Source organism: Synechococcus sp. R55.3 (genome assembly GCF_047461975.1).
In the GTDB taxonomy this organism is placed as follows: Bacteria; Cyanobacteriota; Cyanobacteriia; order Thermostichales; family Thermostichaceae; genus Thermostichus.
Window position 1 is genome coordinate 1 of sequence record NZ_JANSIG010000119.1, and the last position, 6,346, is coordinate 6,346.

Annotated in this window: 6 protein-coding genes; 5 read left to right on the forward strand and 1 reads right to left on the reverse strand. The window is 59.3% G+C overall.

The features are described 5' to 3' along the window. Window positions 1-22 precede the first annotated feature (22 nt). Window positions 23-1,105, reverse strand: a complete 1,083-nt coding sequence (locus NW849_RS13540) for a hypothetical protein (RefSeq protein WP_414358278.1) — start codon at window positions 1,103-1,105, stop codon at window positions 23-25. A gap of 64 nt (window positions 1,106-1,169) precedes the next feature. Between NW849_RS13540 and NW849_RS13545 the strand changes: the two genes are divergently transcribed. The 5 genes from NW849_RS13545 to NW849_RS13565 all read left to right on the forward strand — a co-directional run bounded on the left by NW849_RS13545 (window position 1,170) and on the right by NW849_RS13565 (window position 6,262). Continuing rightward, window positions 1,170-1,322: a hypothetical protein gene (locus tag NW849_RS13545; protein WP_414358280.1), complete on the forward strand. Its 153-nt coding sequence runs from the start codon at window positions 1,170-1,172 to the stop codon at window positions 1,320-1,322. A 41-nt stretch (window positions 1,323-1,363) separates the two neighbouring features. Continuing rightward, entirely contained in the window at window positions 1,364-2,383 is a 1,020-nt protein-coding gene (gene ccsB / locus NW849_RS13550) for a c-type cytochrome biogenesis protein CcsB (protein ID WP_414358287.1), read from the forward strand. Window positions 2,384-2,467: 84 nt separating this feature from the next. Then, on the forward strand, window positions 2,468-2,851 hold the full coding sequence (locus NW849_RS13555; RefSeq protein WP_011431755.1) for a lipopolysaccharide assembly LapA domain-containing protein: 384 nt from the start codon (window positions 2,468-2,470) through the stop codon (window positions 2,849-2,851). A gap of 76 nt (window positions 2,852-2,927) precedes the next feature. Continuing rightward, window positions 2,928-4,610: a trigger factor gene (gene tig, locus NW849_RS13560; RefSeq protein ID WP_414358282.1), complete on the forward strand. Its 1,683-nt coding sequence runs from the start codon at window positions 2,928-2,930 to the stop codon at window positions 4,608-4,610. A gap of 182 nt (window positions 4,611-4,792) precedes the next feature. Then, window positions 4,793-6,262 carry a S41 family peptidase gene (locus NW849_RS13565; protein WP_414358285.1) on the forward strand — a complete coding sequence of 490 codons (1,470 nt, stop codon included), beginning with the start codon at window positions 4,793-4,795 and terminating at the stop codon, window positions 6,260-6,262. Window positions 6,263-6,346 lie beyond the last annotated feature (84 nt).

Genomic DNA, 6,346 nt, shown 5'->3' on the forward strand with positions numbered 1-6,346 from the left:
TCAGTTGGGCTCGGAGATGTGTTTAAGTGACAGGAGTAGGAGTGGGCGTGGGTGTCGGAGTGGGTGTGGGTGTGGGCGTCGGGCTGGGTGTTGGCGTCGGAGTAGGAGTGGGCGTGGGTGTCGGAGTTGGCGTTGGCGTCGGAGTAGGAGTGGGCGTGGGTGTCGGAGTTGGTGTTGGCGTCGGAGTAGGAGTGGGCGTGGGTGTCGGAGTTGGCGTTGGCGTCGGAGTAGGAGTGGGCGTGGGTTCCGGAGTCGGCGTGGGTGTGGGCTGCGGCTGCACAATGGCGAGGGCCTCTTCGGCTTTTAGCTCCCCCCGAACCAGCTTGGAGAGGGTATCTTGGCCGCCAGGGGTGTAGGTGATCTCGCGGGCGGCGCTGTTGAACACATTGCGGATGGGATCCCCTTTGCTGTCCACCAGTTCCAGCACCATCACATTGCGACCGGGCCTGAAGCCCTTCAGATAAAAAGACTCCCAGCGATCCAGCAGGCCGGATTGGCCGTTGAGGGTGTAGCGGATCCGCCAGTCCCGTGGCAAGTCACTCAACAGGCTCTCCCGCACTGGGGCATTGGCCAGCCAGAAATCCACCAAGATTGGCTCGGCCCCGTAGCTGCCTGTGGGGCGGTTGTAGGTGAGCAGGGGCAGTTGCGGCTGTGGTACGTACTCAGGGGTGGGAGCTAACACGTGAAAGCTGACCTGGGCATAGGCTTCAGAGTTTTTGAAGCTCTCGTGCCAGGGTTTGCCGGCAAACACCCGCAGAGTATGGGATCCCGGCTCCAAATCCTTGAAAACGAGGGGAGCATCGGCATCGTAATGGGCGATGTAGGGACGGTTGTCCAGCACCACGTGCAGATGAGGGCCGAGACCCAATTGCGGATCTTGGAAAAGCGGATACCCTTGCACCGCGAAGCGAACGGTTACCTGCCGCTCTGGCAACACCTCACCTGGCTTGGGGCTGAGGATCTGAACTTGCGGGCGACAATACTGCAAATGGGCATCCAGCTTGGCAATCTCCGGGGGAACCGGCACGCGCTCTAGCTGGGGAAGCTGTTCCTGCGGGGGTTTAGGCGGGGATCCCCCACAAGAGGCCAAAACGAGGGCGGTCAACAGACAGATCCACCATCTCAACAACCCCCACCTTCTCAACCTGGCATTTCCCGCGTGTTCTTGCATGAGCCTTACATCCCAACGCTCTCGGTATCCTGCCGAGCCGCAGACAAGCCATCCCCACATTACCAGCATGTGTCCTTTGGGGAAGATCCCTTCCCCCGCCCTAGAATGGGATCAACTGGCCTGGCTCAAGCCGGGTCGGAGACACTTTTGAGGTCATGTATGGCTCTGTTGGCGATAACGGCCCTGGCGGGTATGGATCTGGCCCAGTGGCAAGCTCTGCTCAACAATGTGGCGTTTGCCATTTGTTTGGGGGCCATGCTGTTTTACTGGGGCGGGGCAGCCTTTCCCCAGGTGCGGCTTCTAACCGAATTGGGCCTGGCGGGGATGATTGGGGCAAACTTGACGATGGCAGCCCTGTTGACGGCCCGCTGGATCGATGCGGGCTACTTCCCCCTGAGTAACCTGTACGAGTCTCTGTTTTTCCTGGCTTGGGGGATCACCGCTTTGCATTTGGTGGCCCTCTACTGGAGCCGCAGCCGCTGGGTGGGGGTCATGACCGCCCCAGTTGTAACCGGGATCGTAGCCTTTGCTGCCTTGGTGCTGCCGGAAGATATGCAGGTAGCCCAGCCCCTCGTGCCGGCTTTGCAATCCAACTGGCTGATGATGCATGTGACTGTGATGTTGCTGGCCTATGCGGCGCTGTTGGTGGGATCCCTTCTCTCCATCAGCTTTCTCATCGTCACCCGCGGTCAGGATGTCCATCTCAAGGGCAACTCCCTCGGCCTGCAATTTCGCCCTCCCCAACCCCAAACCCATCCCGAATGGGCGGAAGCCACCCTGCCTTCCCCGGCTTCAGAACTGGCCTACGCCGGCCTCCGCTCCCCCCGTCCTGCCCCCTCGTCGGCTGAACTCCCCCCCCAACCGGCCCCCGAAGGGATCCCCTGGCAACGGCTGAGCCTGGCAGAAATCTTGGACAACACCAGCTACCGGCTGATCGGGCTGGGGTTCCCCCTGCTCACCATCGGCATTATCGCCGGCGCCGTTTGGGCCAACGAAGCCTGGGGTACCTACTGGAGCTGGGATCCGAAAGAAACCTGGGCCTTGATTACCTGGTTGGTCTTTGCCGCCTATTTGCACGCCCGCATCACCAAAGGCTGGCAAGGCAGACGCCCCGCCCTCTTGGCCAGCTTAGGCTTTGGGGTGGTTTGGGTGTGTTATCTGGGGGTGAACTTTCTGGGCAAAGGCTTACACAGTTATGGCTGGTTTTTCTGAGGGAATTTTTCTCAAAAACCGGCCCGAGTTTATGGGTATTCTGGTGCTGGCAAGCCGTAGTGGATCCCTTCGAGGAGAAAAACGATGCGACTGTTCAACTACCTGATCTTGTTTTCAGCCCTCCTGGCCATTGCCCTCTTTGCCATGCAAAACGCCACCCCGGTCACGGTTACTTTTGCCCCCGGCGTCAGCGTTGAAAGCCCTCTGGTGATGGAACTTCTGGCATCTGCCGGGATTGGGGCCGCCCTCGCCTGGCTGTATAGCCTCTGGATGCGCGTACAGTTCAGCATCGAAGCCCGGGAAAAAAATCGGCAACTGCAGGAGAAGGAGGTCACCATCACCGAACTCAAGGAAATGGTGGTGGAGCTGGAAGCCAAAGTGAAGCAACTGCCTCCCAGCAAGCGTGCCGAACCCCAAGAGGACATCCAGGATGTGAAAGAAGTGGCCACCGAGGGATCCCCTGCCTAAAATCCCCAGGTTGACCCACAGGCCGTTGAGGTAGAATTGAACTTCTACTTGCCCCTCTCCCTAGCTCATACTTCCTATGCAGGTTATCCAAGAAAAACGCCCTGGCAGCCGGGTCGGTCTCAAAATCGTGGTAGAAGCCGACCGGGTGAAGCGCTCCTACGAAAAAACCTTGCGTCAACTGGAGCAGAATATCCAAATTCCGGGATTCCGCAAGGGCAAGGCCCCCCGCAACCTCGTTGTGCGGCAGGTGGGCCGCGAGCGCATCATGGCCAGTGCTGTGGATGACCTGATCAGCGAGGCCATTCAACAGGCTTTCAAGGAAGCTCGGCTCACTCCCATTAGCCGGTTCGAGCTGGATGATGAGGTGGGTCAGCTCTTGGCTCAGTTCAACCCCGAAGCAGACTTCAGCTTCTCAGGATATGTTGAGGTGTACCCCGAAGCCCGCGTTGGCCAATACAAAGGGCTGACCGTTACGGCAACCCGTGTTGACGTCAAGCCTGAGCAAATTGACCAGCTCATCGACCGATGGCGGGATCAGCGGGCCACCCTCTTGCCGGTAGAAGATCGGCCTGCTCAGTTGGGGGATGTGGTGGTGATCGATTTTGCAGCCCGCGATGCAGAAGGCAATCCCCTCGACGAGATGACCACCCAGGACTTCCAGCTGGAACTCAAGGAAGACAACTTCATCCCCGGTTTTGTGGCGGGCATCGTGGGCATGCAGCTCGACGAAACCAAGGAGATTGCAGCCACCTTCCCCGACGACTACTTCAGAAAAGAGTTGGCCGGGAAAACGGTTACCTTCACTGTCTGCCTGAGGGAGATCAAGGCCAAAGAGCTGCCCGAATTGGATGATGCCTTTGTGCAAGAGATCAGCAGCTTTCAAACGGTGGCCGAACTGCGGGAGCACTTGCAAAAGCGCCTTGAACAGGATGCCCTGAGACAATCCGAGGAGAACCTGGAAACCGCCATCCTCAACGCCATCTTGGAGACTACTGAGGTGGATTTGCCGGAAACCCTCATCGAACAAGAAACGACACAACTGCTGGCCCAGAGTCTCCAGGCCCTGCGGCAGGAAGGCATCAAGCCGGGGGAGCTCCGTAAGTTCTTGTCCGAGTTGCCTCCCGAAACCCTTAACCAGTTGAAAGAGCGCCACCGACCCGAAGCCATCGACCGGCTGCGGCGCACCTTGGCCCTGAGCGCCATCGTTCGGCAAGAGCAAATTGCCGTAGGTTCCACGGAGTTGGACGTGGAAGTGGAAGAAGTGATGGCGGCCTACGCCCAGCAAGGGCAGAGGCTGGATCGGGAACGAGTACGCCAAGCCGTCTATGAAGGCTTGCTGACCAACAAGGTGATGGCCTGGCTGAAGTCGCAAACTACGGTCAACTGGGTCGATAGCGAGGGGAATCCAACCCAGGCACCTACTTCTTTGGCAGGCTCAGAGGAGAGGGTTGAAGTGCCAGAGGCCGAGTTTAAGTTCGATGAGCCAGAAGCAGAGGTATCCGGGATCCCTGAGGCCGTTGAATCCTCCTCAGAGACGGCTACGGGGGCGGAAACGGATGGAGAAGCCGCAGTCGTGGAAGCCGAACCGGCCCCAGAAGAGGCTGTAGAAGTATCCCCTGCGGAAACCCTCTCAGATTCTGCGGCAGATTCAGAACCAAAGGCAACGATCCCGGTTGAGGAGAAGGCAGAAGAAACCACTGCAGAGACCCCAGCAGCAGAAAAGCCTAAGCCAAGCAAAAAGGGCAAAAAAGGCAAGTAAGAGTAGGCTGTGGTGGGGCGGTTTTCCGGATCCCGGCTGGGAACATTCCAAAGAAGGGGGGCGCGACAGTCACCCCTAGTGTTCTAAAATGCAAAAAGCGGATACCTAACACTGCCTACAGTGGCAGAGGGGAGCGTTTAGGGTTTATCCTATTCGCAACATCTGCAAGAGGGCAGGCTACCATGAAAGGATTTGCGCGCGCAATTGGGGCTTGGGGGATCCTCACCCTGATCGCGGGGATCTGGCCCGGCAGTACTGCGGCTGTGCCCGTCGTGCCCTCGGATCCTGCAGGTTCGGGGATCCCGGCAGCTCCTTCGCTTCCCCCTGAGCTGGTCGGGCTGGATCTCCGCCATCTGGTGGGATTGTTCATCAACGAGTCCTTGGGTGCAGGCAACCAAGCTGCCGCAGTCAGTTACAACGACCTCTACACCCGCCTGTTGGCCCGAAGCTACGGGGATCCCCGCCCCCCCATTGAGGTGGAGTACGAGTTCATTCAAGAGATCCTGCGGGAGTATGGGGATCCCGCCGATCGTTTCTGGGATCCGCAAGCTTTTAAGGACTTGCTCAACCGTCCTCGTCCTCCCGTACAAGCCCGCGGGATCGGCCCGCGCCAGGTTTACTTGGCTGTGCCGGATCTCACCCCGGCCACAGCTCAGCAAATCCGCCAAACCCTCTACACCCAAGACTACAGCCAGGGCATTGTCCTCGACCTGCGCGGCTCGGTGGGCTACGACCCCCAAGTGGTAGCAGATGTGGCGCGCCTGTTTTTGCCCCGCTCCGTCCAGCCGCTGCTGATTACCGAAGACCGATTCGGGCAGCCCACCCTCTGGAACAGCGAAAATCTGCCCATTGCCGCCGGGATCCCGTTGGCCGTTCTCGTGGATGGTAACACCCGCCAGGGGGCCACCCTCTTGGCTGCCCAGTTGGGATCCAGCGGTAGCACCCTTATCTTGGGACAGCCCACCCAAGGCAGCGAGCGACAAACCCGCTTCTTTGCTCTCCCCTCCGGCGCGGCGGTGGAACTGGCCGTGGCCACCTGGAAGACAGGAGATGGTCGCTCTTTGGAGCGAGGTTTAGTGCCTTTGCAGACGGTGGAAGGAGATGACAATGCTTGGCTGAATGCCGGCCTGCAAGCGCTGGCCTTGCCCCCACGGCGACCCACCCTGCCCCCACGGCCTACCGTGCTGGTGCAAGAGGGCCGAGTTGGCCGCTTTGAGCTGGGCATGGATACCCGCAACGTCGATACCCACCTGCTGGGCAATGTCGATCAGATCCCAGCAGCCTCCGGAGCTAATGTGTTTCAGCCCAACAGCGACCTGAAGATCTTTTACCTGCAGGACTACATCCTCTTCACCTACCGTCATCCGGGCATTGTGGATAGCTTTTTCGCCAACCGCATCTACACAACCCACCCGGAAGCCATGACCGGTGAAGGGATCCGCATTGGTTCCACCTACTCAGAAGTGATCGCCGTTTACGGTGGGCCCGGCGAGAACGGCTACAACGAGGTGGTGCCCTATCCCAAGGGGAGCCGAGAGTATCTGCGCGACGACCGCTACTACGTCAACTACGATGCTCTGGGCCTGGCCTTTGCCTTTGAGGTGGGATCCAACCAGGTCACGGCCATTGGCCTGTTCAAGCCGGGGAGCTGAAGACGAAGGTAAACTACCCCCGCCTAAAGGCGGGAGCTTTCAGTAGCCCTAGAGTCGGCAAGCCAACCCTGGACCTCTAGGCTG

Excerpts from the sequence above, each read along its gene's own strand:
- NW849_RS13545 (WP_414358280.1), top strand. The coding sequence starts at position 1,170 with ATGAGCCTTACATCCCAACGCTCTCGGTATCCTGCCGAGCCGCAGACA.
- ccsB (WP_414358287.1), top strand. The coding sequence starts at position 1,364 with ATGGATCTGGCCCAGTGGCAAGCTCTGCTCAACAATGTGGCGTTTGCC.
- NW849_RS13555 (WP_011431755.1), top strand. The coding sequence starts at position 2,468 with ATGCGACTGTTCAACTACCTGATCTTGTTTTCAGCCCTCCTGGCCATT.
- tig (WP_414358282.1), top strand. The coding sequence starts at position 2,928 with ATGCAGGTTATCCAAGAAAAACGCCCTGGCAGCCGGGTCGGTCTCAAA.
- NW849_RS13565 (WP_414358285.1), top strand. The coding sequence starts at position 4,793 with ATGAAAGGATTTGCGCGCGCAATTGGGGCTTGGGGGATCCTCACCCTG.